This is a genomic window from Ruegeria sp. CDSC081 (genome assembly GCF_059610485.1).
The window spans coordinates 227,944-243,918 of the sequence record NZ_JBXWNS010000001.1; the positions used below are offsets into that span (position 1 = coordinate 227,944).

Annotated in this window: 18 protein-coding genes; 9 read left to right on the forward strand and 9 right to left on the reverse strand. The window is 55.8% G+C overall.

Annotation, left to right across the window (positions count from 1 at the left end):
* The first annotated feature begins 1 nt into the window (after position 1).
* A complete protein-coding gene (grxD, locus tag AC2FH9_RS01180; protein WP_496748994.1) occupies positions 2-364 on the forward strand; it encodes a Grx4 family monothiol glutaredoxin in 363 nt (120 codons plus the stop codon).
* Here the strand turns inward: grxD and AC2FH9_RS01185 are convergent, their stop codons facing one another.
* From AC2FH9_RS01185 to AC2FH9_RS01195, 3 genes are read right to left on the reverse strand one after another with little or no spacing between them, the layout of a single operon-like run.
* A complete protein-coding gene (locus AC2FH9_RS01185) occupies positions 365-682 on the reverse strand; it encodes an MliC family protein (protein WP_271946931.1) in 318 nt (105 codons plus the stop codon). It abuts the gene before it with no gap.
* 32 nt (positions 683-714) lie between these two features.
* On the reverse strand, positions 715-1,110 hold the full coding sequence (locus AC2FH9_RS01190) for a cell division protein ZapA (RefSeq protein WP_281994664.1): 396 nt from the start codon (positions 1,108-1,110) through the stop codon (positions 715-717).
* Positions 1,110-1,856, reverse strand: coding sequence for a hypothetical protein (locus AC2FH9_RS01195; RefSeq protein ID WP_496748995.1), 747 nt, complete (start codon positions 1,854-1,856; stop codon positions 1,110-1,112). Before AC2FH9_RS01195 ends, AC2FH9_RS01190 begins: the two co-directional genes overlap by 1 nt.
* A 234-nt stretch (positions 1,857-2,090) precedes the next feature.
* Here AC2FH9_RS01195 and tkt point away from each other — a divergent pair, with 234 nt between their 5' ends.
* Positions 2,091-4,115 carry a transketolase gene (gene tkt / locus AC2FH9_RS01200; protein ID WP_496870470.1) on the forward strand — a complete coding sequence of 675 codons (2,025 nt, stop codon included), beginning with the start codon at positions 2,091-2,093 and terminating at the stop codon, positions 4,113-4,115.
* Positions 4,116-4,173: 58 nt separating this feature from the next.
* On the opposite strand, the gene AC2FH9_RS01205 is transcribed toward tkt, so the two are convergent.
* Positions 4,174-5,136 carry a DUF808 domain-containing protein gene (locus AC2FH9_RS01205; RefSeq protein ID WP_496870471.1) on the reverse strand — a complete coding sequence of 321 codons (963 nt, stop codon included), beginning with the start codon at positions 5,134-5,136 and terminating at the stop codon, positions 4,174-4,176.
* A 184-nt stretch (positions 5,137-5,320) separates the two neighbouring features.
* On the opposite strand from AC2FH9_RS01205, the gene gap (AC2FH9_RS01210) reads away from it, so the two are divergent.
* The 3 genes from gap (AC2FH9_RS01210) to gap (AC2FH9_RS01220) all read left to right on the forward strand — a co-directional run bounded on the left by gap (AC2FH9_RS01210) (position 5,321) and on the right by gap (AC2FH9_RS01220) (position 7,624).
* On the forward strand, positions 5,321-6,322 hold the full coding sequence (gene gap, locus AC2FH9_RS01210) for a type I glyceraldehyde-3-phosphate dehydrogenase (RefSeq protein WP_142634017.1): 1,002 nt from the start codon (positions 5,321-5,323) through the stop codon (positions 6,320-6,322).
* Positions 6,323-6,393: 71 nt separating this feature from the next.
* The gene (locus AC2FH9_RS01215; protein ID WP_496679620.1) at positions 6,394-6,537 is read left to right on the forward strand and encodes a hypothetical protein; all 144 of its coding nucleotides are present in this window, start codon (positions 6,394-6,396) and stop codon (positions 6,535-6,537) included.
* 82 nt (positions 6,538-6,619) lie between these two features.
* On the forward strand, positions 6,620-7,624 hold the full coding sequence (gap, locus tag AC2FH9_RS01220; protein WP_496748996.1) for a type I glyceraldehyde-3-phosphate dehydrogenase: 1,005 nt from the start codon (positions 6,620-6,622) through the stop codon (positions 7,622-7,624).
* Here the strand turns inward: gap (AC2FH9_RS01220) and coaD are convergent.
* From coaD to AC2FH9_RS01235, 3 genes are all read right to left on the reverse strand, one after another.
* On the reverse strand, positions 7,616-8,107 hold the full coding sequence (coaD, locus tag AC2FH9_RS01225) for a pantetheine-phosphate adenylyltransferase (RefSeq protein WP_142634021.1): 492 nt from the start codon (positions 8,105-8,107) through the stop codon (positions 7,616-7,618). The two genes, gap (AC2FH9_RS01220) and coaD, sit on opposite strands and share 9 nt — an antisense overlap.
* Before the next feature lie 85 nt (positions 8,108-8,192).
* Entirely contained in the window at positions 8,193-8,630 is a 438-nt protein-coding gene (locus AC2FH9_RS01230) for a CBS domain-containing protein (protein WP_142634023.1), read from the reverse strand.
* Between the two features lie 60 nt (positions 8,631-8,690).
* On the reverse strand, positions 8,691-9,593 hold the full coding sequence (locus tag AC2FH9_RS01235) for a LysR family transcriptional regulator (RefSeq protein WP_496870474.1): 903 nt from the start codon (positions 9,591-9,593) through the stop codon (positions 8,691-8,693).
* Positions 9,594-9,694: 101 nt separating this feature from the next.
* On the opposite strand from AC2FH9_RS01235, the gene AC2FH9_RS01240 reads away from it, so the two are divergent.
* Both AC2FH9_RS01240 and AC2FH9_RS01245 read left to right on the forward strand, forming a co-directional pair.
* Positions 9,695-11,194, forward strand: a complete 1,500-nt coding sequence (locus tag AC2FH9_RS01240) for a CoA-acylating methylmalonate-semialdehyde dehydrogenase (protein ID WP_281972157.1) — start codon at positions 9,695-9,697, stop codon at positions 11,192-11,194.
* Positions 11,195-11,395: 201 nt separating this feature from the next.
* Positions 11,396-11,983 carry a L,D-transpeptidase gene (locus AC2FH9_RS01245; protein ID WP_185956612.1) on the forward strand — a complete coding sequence of 196 codons (588 nt, stop codon included), beginning with the start codon at positions 11,396-11,398 and terminating at the stop codon, positions 11,981-11,983.
* A 55-nt stretch (positions 11,984-12,038) separates the two neighbouring features.
* On the opposite strand, the gene AC2FH9_RS01250 is transcribed toward AC2FH9_RS01245, so the two are convergent.
* Both AC2FH9_RS01250 and AC2FH9_RS01255 read right to left on the reverse strand, forming a co-directional pair.
* Positions 12,039-12,515, reverse strand: coding sequence for a fasciclin domain-containing protein (locus AC2FH9_RS01250; RefSeq protein ID WP_496695341.1), 477 nt, complete (start codon positions 12,513-12,515; stop codon positions 12,039-12,041).
* Positions 12,516-12,592: 77 nt separating this feature from the next.
* Positions 12,593-13,438, reverse strand: a complete 846-nt coding sequence (locus AC2FH9_RS01255) for a class I SAM-dependent methyltransferase (RefSeq protein WP_496870476.1) — start codon at positions 13,436-13,438, stop codon at positions 12,593-12,595.
* Positions 13,439-13,582: 144 nt separating this feature from the next.
* Between AC2FH9_RS01255 and AC2FH9_RS01260 the strand changes: the two genes are divergently transcribed.
* Both AC2FH9_RS01260 and AC2FH9_RS01265 read left to right on the forward strand, forming a co-directional pair.
* On the forward strand, positions 13,583-14,698 hold the full coding sequence (locus AC2FH9_RS01260; RefSeq protein ID WP_142634035.1) for a carboxylate-amine ligase: 1,116 nt from the start codon (positions 13,583-13,585) through the stop codon (positions 14,696-14,698).
* Positions 14,699-14,826: 128 nt separating this feature from the next.
* A complete protein-coding gene (locus AC2FH9_RS01265) occupies positions 14,827-15,969 on the forward strand; it encodes an acyl-CoA dehydrogenase family protein (protein ID WP_496695337.1) in 1,143 nt (380 codons plus the stop codon).
* Positions 15,970-15,975 lie beyond the last annotated feature (6 nt).

The window sequence follows — 15,975 nt, forward strand, 5'->3', positions numbered from 1 at the left end:
CATGACCGACGTGAAAACCCAGATCGATGAGACCGTCAAAGCCAATGATGTGGTGCTATATATGAAAGGCACCAAGGAAATGCCGCAATGCGGATTCTCCTCGCGCGTGGCAGGCGTGCTGAACTACATGGGCGTAGAATTTTCTGACGTGAATGTGCTGGCCGACGAAGGCTTGCGTCAGGGGATCAAGGACTATTCTGACTGGCCGACTGTTCCGCAACTCTATGTCAAAGGCGAGTTCGTAGGCGGATGCGACATCATCACCGAGATGACCCTGTCGGGCGAATTGGACACGCTGTTTGACGAAAACGGTGTCGGCTACAACAAGGAAGCCGCTGATAAAATCAGGGAAGCAAACGCCTGATCAGCGGCTGACGCAATTTCCCAATAAGACCTGCTCGCTGGCGGCATCTGCACCTGTCGCCAGAAAGCTCACCGTGGCGTCCCAGCCTTTGGAGCGCAGGATGTAAGTGCCAGTTGTTCCGTCGGATTCATAGCGGATACCAGAGCCGCTCTGAGCTTGGCGCAAAGTCACCAGCTTATTGTCGACCATCATGGCTGCCGCGCTGGATCCGTCCTCGGCATTGAAATAGGCAACCTCAAGAGGCACGCCGTTATCACAAGTAAATGTGACGGGCAGAATATCGATCCCAGCCCAGGAAACCTGCGCTGACACAGACATGAAAGTTGCAATAGCAATAGTACGCATATTTATCATTTCGTTGACTTTTCTTCTATGAATGCCGCCATTGCCTCGGCCCGAGCAGCCAACTCTGCCAAGGTGTCAGTGACCGAAGGTGGAACCACGGCAACTTCAATTCTTTCCGGCTCGGGCTGTGGCATGCTACGCAGGTTCCGAAGCTCGGCTTCGGCCTCCGCCAGCTTATTTTCCAGCGAGTTGATTTTGTCACCTGTGGCGGCGGCTTTGTCTGCCAACATCAATCCAGCCATCAAAAGCATCCGGGATTCAGGCATCCGACCGATCTGATCCGACAATACCTGCGCTTCATCATCCAGCAATTTTGCAGCAGCTTGCAGGAAAACCTCTTCGCCTTCCTGGCATGAAACCTCAAAGCCGCGCCCCCCGATTTGAATGGTCAATTCAGGCATTATTCCACCTCTCCTTCGGCCAATTTCGCCTGAGACAGCAACGGTTCCAACCGGGCCAGCACGGCATGTGCTTCGGCCGCATCGGTGGCCTGCGCTGCGCGCGTTGCCTCAAGCTCGGCAGCTGTGGCACGGTTCAACAGATCCGCATCGGTCATTCCGTCTTCTGCAGCTGTGCGCAGCTCTTCGACCGACATTCGTAGTTGTTCGTTGGCTTTGCGCATGCGCTGCAGATCATCATCCAGACGCGACATCGCCGAGCCATGGCTACTGCGTTCGGCGCGCAGCATTTCTAACTCGGCACTGAGTTCCGCCACGCGTTCACTATCCGCCAATTCCGAACGAAGACGGGCATTTTCGGCTTTCAGTTCTTCGACAACATCCTGATCTTCCAATGCTGCCTTTGCGCTTGCCAACTCGGCCCGTGCGGCTTCGACCGAAGTAAGCTGTGCCTTGGCATCTTCGAGTTGCTCGCGCAGCGCTGCACTTTCCTGACTATCAGACGGCGTATTGCGCAAGCCTTCGATTTCTAGGCGCATGGCATCGACTTCGGAATCGTGCCTTTCTTTTAATGATCTGAGACGCTCTTCAAGTTGAGCATTCGCAACCCTCTCATCATCCAGAGCTACACGCAGAGTGTCATCTTCTCCACCGCTGCCTGCGCCAACTTCCGCCATTGTCGCAATGCCGGATCCAATCCGATCCATCGCGGCCACAATACGGCGTTGTAGTTCTTCGATCTGGCTCATGCCCCTGCCACCTTTTTATCAAGGTTCCTTGTTTCGCGAGGTTATCCGAATCAACCTTGTACGCGTCTTGGCCTAGTCTAACCCAATGGCATCGAAAATACCCACTGTTTGCTTTCAACGACTTGGGTCACATTCTTGATCCAGCAAAACCCTGCAGCACCCAGTTCTACTTGCACTTTGAGGGCTGAATGGTATTGAGCGGCCATCTGCCTGTAATCCAAAGGAACAACACCCGTGGACCTGACTGCGCTGCGCAATGCCAACCCCGAACACTGGGACAAAGCTGCGGCCATCCGCACATTGACCCTCGACGCCGTCGCCGCCGCCAATTCCGGCCATTCCGGTATGCCAATGGGCATGGCCGATGTCGCGACTGTACTGTTCGAAAAGCACCTGAAATTCGACGCCTCGGCCCCAAACTGGCCCGACCGCGACCGGTTCATCCTGTCCGCCGGTCACGGCTCGATGCTGATCTATTCGCTGTTGTATCTCACTGGGAACGCTGACGTTACGCTGGAACAGATCAAGAATTTCCGTCAGCTGGGCGCAAAAACTGCAGGTCACCCCGAGAACTTCCTTGTCAACGGGATCGAAACCACAACCGGCCCGCTGGGTCAGGGGATCTCGAACGCCGTTGGTTTTGCCATGGCCGAGGAAATTCAGCGCGCTCATTACGGCAAGAAGATCGTAGATCACTATACCTATGTCATCGCGGGCGACGGCTGCCTTATGGAAGGCGTTAGCCAAGAGGCCATCACGCTGGCCGGCCGTCACGAGCTGGGTAAGCTGATCGTGTTCTGGGACAACAACAACATCACCATCGACGGCACGGTCGACATCGCCGACCGGACCGATCAGGTGAAACGTTTTGCCGCCTCGGGCTGGCAGGTCATCGAGATTGACGGCCATGATCCGCAGGCCATCGACGAGGCGATCACCAAGGCGAAATCGTCAAACAAGCCGACCATGATCGCCTGTGAAAGCCATATTGCTTTGGGTCACGCCGCGCAGGATACCTCGAAAGGCCACGGCGCCCTGACCGATCAGGAACAGCTGAAAGCGGCCAAAGAGGCCTATGCCGCCCCGCATGGCGCGTTCGAAATTCCGGCAAATGTCAAAACTGCCTGGGAAGCAATCGGTTCCCGCGGCGCGGCCGATCGGTCTGCGTGGGAGGAGCGTTTCGCGCAGATCTCTGAACGCAAACAGGCCGAGTTCAACCGCTCTTATGCGTTCGAGGCACCCAAAAAGCTGGCCGGTGCCATCCGCTCGTTCAAAAAGCAGATGTCGGAAGACCAACCCAAACTGGCCACCCGCGCCTCGTCCGAGAAAGTTCTGAACGCGGTCAACCCGATCATGCCGGAAACTATTGGCGGGTCTGCCGACCTGACCGGTTCGAACAACACAAAATCGGCCGATATGGGCGTGTTCCTGCCGGAAAACCGCAAGGGTCGCTATATCCACTACGGAATCCGCGAACACGGCATGGCCGCCGCGATGAACGGTATGGCGCTGCATGGCGGCATCCGCCCCTATGGCGGTACCTTCATGGCGTTCACCGACTATGCGCGGCCCTCGATGCGTCTTGCGGCGTTGATGAAGATACCAACTGTCTTTGTGATGACCCATGACTCGATCGGTCTGGGCGAAGACGGCCCGACCCACCAGCCGGTCGAGCATCTGGCGATCTCGCGCGCGACACCGAATACCTATGTGTTCCGCCCGGCGGATGCCGTTGAAACAGCGGAATCCTGGGAACTGGCGCTGACTTTCAAGGACAGCCCTTCGGTCTTGTCCCTGACCCGCCAGGGCGTGCCGACCGTACGCAAGGATCACAAAACCAAAAACCTGACTGCACAAGGCGGCTATGTTCTTGCCGAAGCCGAAGGCAAGCGTCAGGCAATCCTGATCGCAACCGGTTCGGAAGTGTCGCTGGCGATGGAAGCCAAGGCGATGCTCGAGGCCGAGGGCATTGGCACGCGCGTCGTGTCGATGCCATGCATGGAACTGTTCGCCGAGCAGGATGAAGCGTATCGCAAGCGGGTTCTGCCCGGTGGAGCCGTCCGTGTCGGCATCGAGGCCGCCGTCCGCGCCGGAGGCTGGGACCGCTGGCTGCTGGGTGAACGCGGCCGTGACGCCAAGGCAGGCTTCATCGGCATGTCGGGCTTTGGCGCGTCTGCCCCCGCTGATGAACTGTACAAACATTTCGGCATCACTGCCGAGGCCACAGTTGCAAAGGTCAAGGAATTGCTGGAGCCGTAATTCCCAATTTCAAATATCAAGCGAAGGGCGGCCATGCGCCGCCCTTTTCGTTTTCTGATTAATGCGTTTCAGATTTCCGAGACAAAATCGGCGCGACCACTTTGGTTGCAATCGGGATCAGCACGAACCCCCAGGCCAGTCCGAATATGCCATCCATCGTGGCTTTGGAAATCCACTCCACGGCACCTTCCCATTGCGCCGAAACCGCATGCCCGGCTGCATAGGCCATGTCATGGATCTGATGCCCCAACCAGCCAAAACCCAGAACCTCAAGCCCGTGAATGATGATCGAGCCGCCAACCCACAGCATCGCAGCTGTGCCGACAATCGACAGCACTTTCATGACAACCGGCATCGCCTTGACCAATCCACGCCCCAATCCGCGCCCGATCGGCGTTGGTGCGTTCCGCGCCAGGAAAAGGCCCACATCGTCCATCTTCACGATCAAGGCGACCGAGCCATAAACGGCCAGGGTCACACCTAGTCCAACAACGGCCAGCGTTGCCGCCTGCATCCGGATATTCGGTGCCTCGATGGCGGCAAGGGCGATTGTCATGATCTCGGCGGACAGGATGAAATCGGTTTTGATCGCACCCTTGACTTTCTGCTCTTCCAGATGGCCCGGGTCTTTGACCTTCATATCTTCGTCTATAACGTGGCTGCCATGAGGGAAAAGCAGGTGAAATATCTTTTCTGCCCCTTCGAAGCACAAATAGGACCCGCCAAGCATCAACAAGGGCGTTATCAACCAGGGTGCAAAATTGGCCAGCAACAAGGCGACTGGCAACAGCAGGATAATCTTGTTGAAAATCGAGCCGCGCGCAATGCGCCAGATGATCGGCAATTCCCGCGCCGGGGCAAAGCCCTGCACATATTTCGGAGTAACTGCTGCATCGTCGATGATCACGCCCGCAGTCTTGGCCCCGGCCTTGCCGGCGGCAGCGACCACATCGTCCACTGACGCCGCAGCAACCTTTGCTATGCCAGCAACATCATCCAACAGTGCCAACAAACCACTCATGCGTGTTTCCTCTCATCTCACCTGTCGCCAGGGGACCCTACCCGATCCGACGGCTAGCGCAAGCGTTAGCGCAACCGGCGAAGGTTTGCGCTAACACGTTAAGAATATGTCACTTTTGCCCTTTTGAGAAAGCGTCTGTGCCGCTATATGCCCCGCAGAGCAAGCGCATTTTTGGAGACGTCAGATGACCATCAAGGTCGGCATCAATGGATTTGGCCGTATCGGCCGCTGCACCCTGTCGCATATTGCGGCATCGGCCCGCAACGACATCGAAGTGATCAAGGTCAACGCGACCGGCCCATTGGAAACCACCGCCCACCTGCTGAAATACGACAGCATCCACGGCCGCTTTCCCCGCGATGTTTCGATCGAAGGCAACACCATGGATTTGGGCCGCGGCCCAATGGAGGTGTTCTCGACTTACGATATGAACGAGCTTGATTGGGAAGGTTGTGACGTCGTTCTGGAGTGCACCGGAAAATTCAACGATGGCCTGAAAGCCAAAACGCATCTGGAACGCGGTGCTCAGAAGGTTCTCTTGTCTGCGCCAGGTAAGAATGTTGATAAAACCATTGTCTATGGCGTGAACCACAACAGCCTGGTTACTGAAGATAGAATGGTTTCGAATGGCTCTTGCACCACGAACTGCCTTGCTCCGCTTGCCAAGGTGCTGGACGAAGGTATCGGGATCGAACACGGTATCATGACTACGATCCATGCCTATACCGGCGACCAGCCGACACTGGATCGCCGTCATAGTGACCTGTATCGCGCGCGCGCTGCGGCAATGTCCATGATCCCAACTTCAACAGGTGCAGCCAAAGCTCTGGGCGAAGTTCTGCCGAACCTGAAGGGTCGTTTGGACGGCTCGGCTATCCGTGTACCAACACCAAACGTTTCTGCTGTCGACCTGACTTTCCATGCGGCGCGTGACGTGACTGTCGAAGATGTTAATGCCATCGTTCGTGAAGCATCACGGGGATCAATGCAGCGCGTCGTGGGCTATGAGCCCGCGCCGCTGGTCTCGACCGATTTCAATCATACCGAAGAAAGCTCGATTTTCGCACCAGACCAGACACGGGTCGTTAACAACCGCATGGTTCGTGTTCTGGCTTGGTATGACAACGAATGGGCCTTCTCGGTCCGTATGGCAGACGTCGCCGTTGCCATGGGACGGCTTAACTAAAACGCCGTAGAAATGTTGTACCTTTACACCCGCTCAGTTTATCTGGGCGGGTGTTTTCATTCGGGGCCAACATGACCAATCAAATTGCTATCTGGCTTGGCCTTCTAATACTTGGCTGTCTGCTAGTCGATTACGCAATGTTCGACTCTGAGAACCTGATCTTCCTGGGAAAGAAACTTTACACCTTCCTGGACTGGCTCGCCTTCTGGCGCTGACAGAGGTTTTTCTTGACTTTTTCCTTGATCTAGCTTTGTTAGCGCTAACTTTGCAATAACAGACACCCAGACGGAGCAGACCATGACACTCAAGTTGGCAATCAATGGATTTGGACGGATCGGGCGCGGTGTTTTGCGGGCCTTGATGGAATCTGGGCGGACCGACGTTCAGATCGTGGCCATAAACGATTTGGCCAAGCCCGAAATTAACGCGCATCTCTTTGAATTCGACAGTGTGCATGGACGTTATACAAAGCCCGTTTCCCTGACCGACGCCGGTTTGGATGTCGGTGCAGGCCCGATCCGCCTAACCAGCGAACGCGAGCCTGAGAAACTCGATTGGTCCGATATTGACGTTGTTCTCGAATGCACAGGCGTGTTCCGCACGCGCGAAGCCGCGGCGCGCCATTTTGACAACGGCGCCAAAAAAGTTCTGATTTCTGCTCCTGCCCGCGGGGATGGTGCGGTCAAAACCATCGTCTTCGGGGTAAATGACTATGAACTGACCGTCGAGGATACGATCGTTTCGAACGCATCCTGCACGACCAACTGTTTGTCGCCCGTTGCTGCGGCGCTGGACGAGGGTTTGGGCATTGTCCACGGAAACATGACAACCGTTCATGCCTATACAGCCAGCCAACCAGTTCACGATACCGCCGGAAAAGACCCGTATCTGTCACGCGCGGCTGCATTGTCGATGATTCCCACCACTACGGGGGCAGCCTCAGCCGTAGGTCTCGTATTGCCCCAGTTGGCAGGTAAATTGACTGGACAGGCAATCCGTGTTCCCACTCCGAACGTCTCGGTTGTGGATCTGGTGGCCGAAGTGTCGCGCCCAACAACCGAAGAAGAGGTCAACCAGTTGTTCATTGATGCCGCGGCCAATATTCCCGGTGTCCTGGCTGCGGAAAGCCGCCCACTAGTGTCGATCGACTTCAACCACGACGCACACAGTTCGACCGTCTCTTTGGCTGAAACCAAGGTGACAGACGGCACGTTGGTCCGGGTGCTGGCCTGGTACGACAATGAATGGGGCTTTTCGAACCGGATGCTGGACACGGCGGCCGCGATGGGCGCGCTATCCTAAGCGCGCACGCAGCGCGTCATTTACGCGGGGCGTGACGAAATTCGACACGTCCCCGTTCAATCGCGCGATCTCTTTCACCAGTTTCGAGGCAATCGCCTGATGGCGGGCCTCAGCCATAAGGAACACCGTCTCGATCGAGTCGTCCAATGCGCGGTTCATACCGACCATCTGGAACTCATACTCGAAATCCGCAACAGCACGCAGACCTCTGACGATGACCTGAGCACCTACGTCGCGGGCACAGTTGATAAGCAGGTTTTCAAAAGGATGGGCGACAATTTCAGTTCCGGTCTGTTCGGAAAGAAAGGAACATTCGGCTTCGATCATCTCGACCCGTTCTTCCAACGAAAATAACGGCCCCTTTTCCCGATTGATCGCCACCCCAATCACGAGCTTGTCAACCAGAGCAGCCGCGCGACGGATGATATCAATATGACCCAGGGTGATCGGATCAAATGTTCCGGGATACAATCCAACCCTCATTGCCGCCTCCTGCGCAACGAAATTTCTGCGCAAGCAAACATAACTTGGCTATGGGTGCAAGTAGTTGCGTCGCGTTTCTATGGGCTTAATGGCCCATGATCATGCCTTCCAATGCGTCTTTTTCCATTGCCAGTTCGGAAAGCTGTGCTTTGACAACGTCGCCTAGGGTAACAATGCCAACGAGGTTACCGTCCTCAACAACCGGCATATGGCGAAAGCGCCCTTCGGTCATCCGCGACATTATATCCTGGACAGTATCCTGTTGCGTCGCTGTCACCAGCTCGCGGGTCATATACGCGCTTACGGGTTTTGATAGGCATCCGCTGCCGCTTGCGGCCAGTTCGCGCACAATATCACGCTCTGATAAGATGCCTGATGCGGTCTTGCCGCCGTCTTCTGATACAACCACCGTTCCGATGCGCTTTTCCGCAAGGATTCCTGCAACCTCTGAAACTGTGCGCGAAGGAGCAACTGTCACCACGCCTCCGGTGGCTTTGGATTTCAGAATGGCCTGAACAAGCATTGACGTAACCTCCGAAATAACTTCGTGTTTTCCAAAGCGTTGCCGGAATGAAATAGCCTGTCAAGGTGAAGCTTCAGCCTCAAGCCGCTCAACTTCATCGCGAATCCCTTGGGACAGGGCCTGCGCGAACCGATTCAGCCGCTCGTTTCGTTGGTCACCTTGATGTCGGACCAGATGAAAACTGCGTGTCAAACTCACTTGATCAACCAATATTTTCTTCAACTTCGGGTGAAATGGCAGTGTGAAATCATGCGCAATGCAGATCCCTGATCCCTGCGAAACCTGCCGCAGTTGGACAGAGACCGAATTCGAGGCCAGCGCGACTCGGTCAACACCCAGATTGACCAGATAGTCCAGTTCGCGGTCGAATATCATATCAGGTATGTATCCGATCATACGATGCCCCCCTAACGTGCTGATGGAATAAACCGCAGGGTGATCGGCAAGGTATTCCTGCGTTGCGACAAGATGAAGTTTGTAATCGGTAATTTTCTGTACAAGCAGTTTTCCAGCGGTCGGTGCACTAACGGTCACGGCCATATCGGCTTCACGGCGGGAAAGGTTGATGACGCGCGGCAAGGCCAGAATTTGTATGTCCAGATTGGGATTGGTGTCACAAATCTTGCCACACACCTGCGGCAACAAGTAATTCGCACACCCGTCCGGTGCGCCGATCCGGATTTGCCCGCTCAACCTCTCAGATGGTTCTGCCATGGCGCCTGCTGCAGCGCGCATCGCCTCTTCGGCTTTCAAACCGTGGTCCATCAAACGCTCACCAGCTGAGGTCAGCACATATCCCTGCTGCGATTTGGTAAACAGCGGCGCATCCAGAGACGCTTCCAACCGCGCTACACGGCGACCGACCGTAGCCGGGTCAATCCGAAGCAATCGACCCGCCGCCGAAAGGCTTTCTTCGCGGGCAACGGCCAGAAAGACCCTCATATCATCCCAATTAGGTGTCACGCTTCACCTTTGCAATTTTGCAAAACACCTTTGGGACATTGCCTCTGTTCAAGCCATTTATGCAAGCCTATTCTGCGCGCAGACCTTCGGAGGAATTCGCAATGAACGAACTGTCCCATTTCATCAACGGTGAGAATGTCGCCGGCACGTCCGGCCGATATGATGACGTGTTCAACCCCGCTACCGGCGAGGTACAGTACAAATGCCCGATGGCAAGTGCTGCCGAGACCACAGCAGCCATTGCTAGCGCCGCAGCCGCACAACCGGCCTGGGGTGCAACGAACCCGCAAAAACGCGGGCGCGTGATGATGGCGATGGTTCACCTGATGAACCGCGACATGGACAAGCTGGCCGAAGCGCTGAGCCGCGAGCACGGCAAGACGATCCCTGACGCGAAAGGCGATCTGCAGCGCGGTCTGGAAGTGATCGAATACTGCATCGGTGCTCCGCAGATGTTGAAAGGCGAATTCACCGACAGTGCGGGCCCAGGCATCGACATGTATTCTATGCGCCAGCCTTTAGGGGTTGTGGCCTCGATCATGCCGTTCAACTTCCCGGCCATGATGCCACTGTGGCATGTGGGCCCTGCCCTGGCCTGTGGCAACGCGGTTGTTCTGAAACCGTCCGAACGCGATCCCTCAGTACCTTTGATGCTGGCAGAACTGTTCGTTGAGGCAGGTTTGCCCAAAGGTGTGTTCCAGGTGGTCAATGGCGACAAAGAGGCCGTGGACACCCTGTTGGACAGCGAGATCATTCAGGGCGTTTCCTTTGTAGGCTCGACCCCAATCGCGCAGTACATCTATTCGCGCGCCACGGCCAACGGCAAACGCGCGCAGTGTTTCGGCGGTGCCAAGAACCACATGATCGTCATGCCCGACGCCGATCTTGACCAGGCAGCAGATGCCCTGGTTGGCGCCGGTTTCGGCGCGGCTGGCGAACGCTGCATGGCCGTATCGGTTGCCGTCCCGGTCGGAGAGGATACCGCCGACGCGCTGATCGAAAAGCTTATTCCGCGTATCGAGAAACTGAAGGTCGGCCCCTACACTGCCGGCGATGATGTTGACATGGGACCGGTCGTGACCGGTGCTGCCAAAGAGCGCATTTTGGGACTGATCAGCTCGGGCGTTGAACAAGGTGCCAAACTGGTTGTCGATAATCGCGACTTTAGCCTGCAGGGCTATGAGGACGGCTTCTTCGTCGGCCCTCACCTGTTTGACCACGTGACGCCCGACATGGACATCTATAAGCAAGAGATCTTTGGTCCGGTTTTGTCGACCGTCCGCGCAGGATCGTACGAAGAAGCGATTGGCTTGGCTATGGATCACGAATACGGCAATGGCACGGCGATTTTCACCCGCGATGGAGATACCGCGCGTGACTTTGCCAGCCGGATCAATATCGGCATGGTCGGCATCAACGTTCCGATCCCGGTTCCTTTGGCCTATCACACCTTTGGCGGCTGGAAGAAATCCATGTTCGGTGACCTGAATCAGCATGGTGCGGATAGCTTCAAATTCTATACACGCACAAAAACGGTCACCGCGCGTTGGCCGTCAGGCATCAAAGAAGGCGGCGAGTTCAACTTCAAAGCCATGGACTGATCCAAACGAAAGCGGCGGATCCACACAGCCCGGCCACCACTGGCCGGGCTTTTTTAATACACGGCCAAGTTTCGCTTGTGATGTTCGCTTCACAATAAATTCACTCAACACTCCCTAGGAAATCTGATCAGCAAAACATAAGTTACACGCAGTTTCGCGCGAGCAGTTCCTGAACCGGAGGCCAATTTGTCAGATCCCCGCATGACCCGTCGCTCTGCATTGTTAGGTGCAGCGTCTCTGTTGATGACACCTGCATTGGTGCGGGCTCAAAGCAGCGCCGATGCTTTCCCGCTCGACGAAGAGGCGATCAGCACACAGCTCGCTGTGCGGCGGAATGTCTCCTCATTCTCGCACCAGAATTGGCAGGATCACTTCGATGAGTTAGGTGTCGGCTGCCTGCTGGCAGATATCACAAGCCGCGCTGTACACTATTGGGGGGCTGACGGGACGTACAAACTGTACCCCAGCTCAGTCCCTATGAGCGAAGAACTCACAAGGCGTGGTTATACCGAAGTAGTACGCAAGCGCGAAAACCCAAGCTGGACCCCGACCGCCTCAATGCGCGAGCGCGACCCGAACCTGCCCATCCGAATAGAAGGTGGCGAGTCCGGGAATCCGCTGGGTACGCGGGCGATGTATCTGGGCTGGCCAGCATATCTGGTGCACGGCACGCACGATACACGCAAGATTGGTCGCCAAAGTTCTTCTGGATGTATTGGCCTTTATAATCAGCATGTTGAAGAATTGTACCCGCTGGTTCAGGTTGGCACCAAGGTCAGATTGGTCTGACAGAACGCCCCGGCCATAACGGCCGGGGTTTTTGCTTGAACACGGTGGTTGCCAATTATTCCGGCAGGATCACCGCATCGACGACGTGGATCACGCCATTGCTGGCCTCGATATCGGCCTGCACAACCTTGGCGCCATTCACTTTTACGCCGTTCTTACCATTCACACTCAGGCGATCACCCTGCACGGTCAGGACTTTGGCGCGCTTGCCAGCGATGTCACCTGACATGACTTTGGCCGGAACCACATGGTAAGTCAGGATTGCGACCAGTTGGTCTTTGTTCTCGGGCAGTAGCAGCGATTCCACCGTCCCTTCGGGCAGTGCGGCAAAGGCCTCATCCGTGGGGGCAAAAACGGTGAACGGACCGTCCCCTTTCAGCGTATCGACCAGACCCGCCGCTTGAACCGCCGCGACCAGAGTGGTGAATGATCCGGCAGATACGGCGGTATCCACGATATCGGCGGCCTTCGCTTGAACCGGCAAGGTAAGTGCGATTGCGGCGGCGGCGCTCAGGAAAGTACGGCGAAACATATTTGAGATCTCCTATCCAGGTTGTTATGGAAAGGGGTACGGGCGTTTCGCTGCACCGGATCAATTTAGTGTCAGATTTATTTGACCTGAACCCAAATACTTTGCGCGCGCCCATCTTTCAAAAACGGTAGCGCTTCGACCGCATCCTGGCGATCCTGTTGCAAGAAGTATCCAGGCCAAAGCATTGAATATGCACTAGATTGCAACAATGCATGCAACATATATTGCTCGCCCCATCCCGGGCAGTCATAGAAGAACCGCTTGGGGTATTCGTAGGGTAGAAAAACATCGTGCACATGGATCACAACGCCCGGTTTTAAGGCCGGTATGATGCGACAGAACAGATGCGCGACATCATTGCTCATCCGGACAACATGGCTGGAATCGATGAACAGGATGTCACCCGCTTCAAGCTGTTCGAAGAGGGCTGGATCGACCTCTTCCAACCGTTTCTGTTCGAATTGATCGACAACTTGCGCGATGTCCGCGCGCGGATAAGGATCAATCGCGGTGATTTGCGTCTGCAGCCCGCCATCCAATACAGCCTGCCGTGTCACGCGCGTTGAATTACCGCAGCCAACCTCAATCACCCGCTTGGGTTTGAAACGACGGACCATAAGATACAACGCATCCGCATCTGGGCTGTCATAATACCCGTTGCCGATCCTATACCCGGTTTGATTGCGGGACGGATCTTTCAATGCAGCCAAAGCGGCGGCATGTTCACCATATTCGGCTACCAGCTGCGAGATGTCGAATTCGGCCATTCCCGGTGACAACGAATAAGCCGGACGGGTCAGCCCGCCTGCCCTTTCGAACGCCTCCAGCCGGGCGCGCTCGTCCCGTTCCGTGACTTTGTCAATCAGCCTGACACCAAATCGGTCGAGAACGGCATTCAGCCGGGGGAATTTCCTGGGTTTCACACAAAGGCTCCGGGGTTCTTCTGAACTTTGACCCGTTCCTTACCGTTGCTAGCCCGATGACCGCAAGGACTCTGCCGGTAAACACTTGGCAAAAAGCGTATTTCCGTATTCACTGTTTCGCATAAAGCTAGAAAGAGGGCCGCCATGCAGCAGGAATACACGCTGGGCATTGAGGAAGAGTATCTTCTGGTCGACCGCGACAGCCTTGAACTTGCCCAAGCACCCGCTGCCCTGATGGAAGCCTGCCAGGCCGATTTTCAGGGCCAGGTCAGCCCTGAGTTTCTGCAGTGCCAGATCGAGGTTGGCACCCGCCCCCATGCGACGATCCGCACGGCCCGAGAAGATTTGAAACGCCTGAGGGCGGGTGTGGCGGATCGGTCCGCAGAATACAATCTGGCCCCGATTGCTGTGTCCTGCCACCCCTTTGCGGACTGGAAGAAACAGCACCACACGCGCCGAGAGCGCTATGACGCCTTGCAGCATGCCCTGGGCGGTGTCGCGCGACGGATGCTGATCTGCGGGATGCATGTGCATGTCGGTGTTGAAGAACCATCCTTGCGGGCCGACCTGATGCCGCAGCTTTCCTATTTCCTGCCGCATCTGTTGGCGCTCTCCACATCCTCGCCCTATTGGAACGGAGAGGATACCGGCCTGTCTTCCTATCGTCTGACCGTATTCGACAACCTGCCCCGCACCGGATTACCACCGGTCCTGGCAAGTTGGTCGGAATATGAACGTACGACAGGCATTCTGGTCGAACTTGGCGTGATCGAGGATACCTCGAAAATCTGGTGGGATTTGCGCCCCTCGCATCGCTTTCCAACGCTTGAAACACGCATCATGGACGTACAGCCGAGGTTGGAGCACACATTGTCGCTGGCCGCCATGGTGCAGGCGCTGGTCCGAATGTTGTGCCGTCTGAAAGACCGCAATTTGCGTTGGAGGCAATATGACAGGTTCCTGATTGGTGAAAACCGGTGGCGTGCGCAGCGTTACGGAGTCGGCGAAGGCATGATTGATTTCGGGGATCGATCCATCAAGCCCATGCCGGAACTTATGGGTGAACTGATGGGGATGCTGGCCGAAGATGCCGAAGCACTGGGCACCATGACTGAACTTGCCCGGCTACAGCAAATCGCACAAAACGGCACATCTGCCACGCGGCAACGACGTGTTCACGCCGAAGCGACGGCCAAAGGTGCGGATGCAGGCAGGGCTGTGGTTCAGCATCTGATCGAAGAATTCCATCAGGATTTATGACCTGCCTCGAAGTATGATCTAATCGTTTTCGCAATATCCCTGTCAGGAATTGCTGGGCGTGCAAAATTTCTGTAAGAATCAGGAAATAAACACTCGTTCAATTCATCCGGCGACGTGGGAGGAAACCAATGGATTTTGCACCAACCGAAGAGCAAACTGCTATCTTCGATATGGCCTATGAGTTCGGGCAGGAGCATATCGCACCCTTCGCCCGGCAATGGGAGGCAGAAGGCACTATTCCCAAAGACCTTTGGCCCCGTGTAGGGGAGCTTGGCTTTGGCGGTCTCTATGTGTCCGAAGATAGTGGCGGTTCCGGTCTTAGTAGGCTGGATGCGACGATGGTGTTCGAGGCCCTTTCGATGGCTTGCCCTTCAGTCGCGGCCTTCCTGACGATCCACAATATGTGCGCCAAGATGTTGGACACATTTGCCGCGGATGAGCTGAAATCGCGGATCATGCCGGATATTCTTAACCTGAACACAGTCCTCAGCTATTGCCTGACCGAACCCGGATCAGGCTCGGACGCAGCCGCGCTGAAAACTCGCGCCGAACGCACGAACGAAGGTTATACGCTGAACGGAACAAAGGCCTTCATCTCGGGCGGCGGATACTCAGATGCTTATGTCTGTATGGTGCGCACCGGACAGGATGGCCCCAAAGGGATTTCAACTCTGTATGTCGAAGATGGCACTCCAGGTCTTAGCTTTGGCGCGCTTGAACAAAAGATGGGCTGGAAAAGCCAACCAACGGCGCAGGTTCAGTTTGACGACTGCAAAGTTCCGGCGGGCAATCTTGTGGGTACAGAAGGTGACGGATTCAAGTATGCGATGATGGGCCTGGATGGCGGTCGCTTGAATATTGCCTCATGTTCTTTGGGGGCGGCACAAGCAGGTCTGAACATGACGCTTCAGTATATGTCCGAGCGTCAGGCATTCGGGAAGTCGATTGATCAGTTTCAAGCGCTGCAGTTCAGGCTTGCGGATATGGAAATAGAATTGCAGGCGGCCCGGACGTTCTTGCGTCAGGCAGCCTGGAAACTGGACACTGGCGCACCGGATGCCACCAAGTTCTGTGCAATGGCCAAGAAATTCGTGACTGAAACCGGATCAAAAGTGGTCGACCAATGCCTGCAACTGCACGGCGGTTATGGGTATCTCGCCGATTACGGTATCGAAAAGCTTGTCCGCGACTTGCGCGTTCATCAAATTCTGGAAGGCACAAACGAGATCATGCGCGTCATTGTTTCTCGTCAGATGCTTGCCCAACGCTGAGACCCC

Excerpts from the sequence above, each read along its gene's own strand:
- AC2FH9_RS01240 (WP_281972157.1), top strand. The coding sequence starts at position 9,695 with ATGAACGAACTGTCCCATTTCATCAACGGTGAGAATGTCGCCGGCACG.
- gap (WP_496748996.1), top strand. The coding sequence starts at position 6,620 with ATGACACTCAAGTTGGCAATCAATGGATTTGGACGGATCGGGCGCGGT.
- coaD (WP_142634021.1), bottom strand. The coding sequence starts at position 8,107 with ATGAGGGTTGGATTGTATCCCGGAACATTTGATCCGATCACCCTGGGT.
- AC2FH9_RS01265 (WP_496695337.1), top strand. The coding sequence starts at position 14,827 with ATGGATTTTGCACCAACCGAAGAGCAAACTGCTATCTTCGATATGGCC.
- AC2FH9_RS01260 (WP_142634035.1), top strand. The coding sequence starts at position 13,583 with ATGCAGCAGGAATACACGCTGGGCATTGAGGAAGAGTATCTTCTGGTC.
- AC2FH9_RS01205 (WP_496870471.1), bottom strand. The coding sequence starts at position 5,136 with ATGAGTGGTTTGTTGGCACTGTTGGATGATGTTGCTGGCATAGCAAAG.
- AC2FH9_RS01245 (WP_185956612.1), top strand. The coding sequence starts at position 11,396 with ATGACCCGTCGCTCTGCATTGTTAGGTGCAGCGTCTCTGTTGATGACA.
- AC2FH9_RS01230 (WP_142634023.1), bottom strand. The coding sequence starts at position 8,630 with ATGCTTGTTCAGGCCATTCTGAAATCCAAAGCCACCGGAGGCGTGGTG.
- AC2FH9_RS01190 (WP_281994664.1), bottom strand. The coding sequence starts at position 1,110 with ATGCCTGAATTGACCATTCAAATCGGGGGGCGCGGCTTTGAGGTTTCA.
- AC2FH9_RS01215 (WP_496679620.1), top strand. The coding sequence starts at position 6,394 with ATGACCAATCAAATTGCTATCTGGCTTGGCCTTCTAATACTTGGCTGT.
- AC2FH9_RS01250 (WP_496695341.1), bottom strand. The coding sequence starts at position 12,515 with ATGTTTCGCCGTACTTTCCTGAGCGCCGCCGCCGCAATCGCACTTACC.
- AC2FH9_RS01185 (WP_271946931.1), bottom strand. The coding sequence starts at position 682 with ATGTCTGTGTCAGCGCAGGTTTCCTGGGCTGGGATCGATATTCTGCCC.
- gap (WP_142634017.1), top strand. The coding sequence starts at position 5,321 with ATGACCATCAAGGTCGGCATCAATGGATTTGGCCGTATCGGCCGCTGC.
- AC2FH9_RS01195 (WP_496748995.1), bottom strand. The coding sequence starts at position 1,856 with ATGAGCCAGATCGAAGAACTACAACGCCGTATTGTGGCCGCGATGGAT.
- grxD (WP_496748994.1), top strand. The coding sequence starts at position 2 with ATGACCGACGTGAAAACCCAGATCGATGAGACCGTCAAAGCCAATGAT.